General features: G+C 55.0%; 1 protein-coding gene. It reads right to left on the reverse strand.

The genetic code is table 11. The features are described 5' to 3' along the window. A partial coding sequence (locus ABJ196_RS12635; RefSeq protein WP_347307583.1) for a transposase occupies positions 1 to 683 on the reverse strand: 683 nt, incomplete at its 3' end. Positions 684 to 736 lie beyond the last annotated feature (53 nt).

A 736-nucleotide genomic window follows, 5' to 3' on the forward strand; every position in this document is an offset into this window, starting at 1 on the left:
TTGGCGATCCACAGTCCCAGGATGTGTTTGATTCCGTCGATGTCCACGCCGATGGCCATATAGGCGCTCTTGTTGACTACGCGTCCACCGTCACGGACTTTGATGCGCAATGCGTCAAGGAAGATGACGGGGTAGAACTCGTCGAGCTGGCGGTTTTGCCACACCATGACTTCATCAAGGACTGCGTCAGTGACAGCTGAGATTGTCTCATGGGAGATATCCACCCGCATGGCGGTGGCCATATGGTGCCTGATATCGCGCACGGTCATTCCGCCGGCATACAAGCTCACGATCATGTCATCGACGTCAGTCAAGCGCCTGGAGCCTTTGGGAACCATGGTGGGAAGAAACGTCCCTGCCCTGTCTCTGGGAACGTCTACGGTAACCGGCCCGTAATTGGAATCAACCGTCTTCGGGTAGGTGCCATTGCGGTGATTATCAGTCCCAGCTGCCGCTTTAGCTTCCCGATCACCGGATTGATAGCCGAGGTGGGCATCCATCTCAGCATTCAAACCTCTGGTAATCGAGGCTTGCAACATGCCGCGCACCAGGTCATTGGCATCCGTCGTGGAGGTGCCTAGTTCGTCGATCAGCTTCGCGATTTCAGGGTTAGCGAGAAGCTTTTGCTCAATCGCGTCAATCTTGGCCTTATCAGCCGGGTCTCGTCGTGCCACAGTAGTCATTCTGGCTTATCTCCTTATGCGGGATGGATTCCCACACACAAACCATCAGACAC

The organism is Corynebacterium sp. SA-MJD20WY100, from assembly GCF_039822565.1.
Taxonomy (GTDB): Bacteria; Actinomycetota; Actinomycetes; order Mycobacteriales; family Mycobacteriaceae; genus Corynebacterium; species Corynebacterium phoceense_A.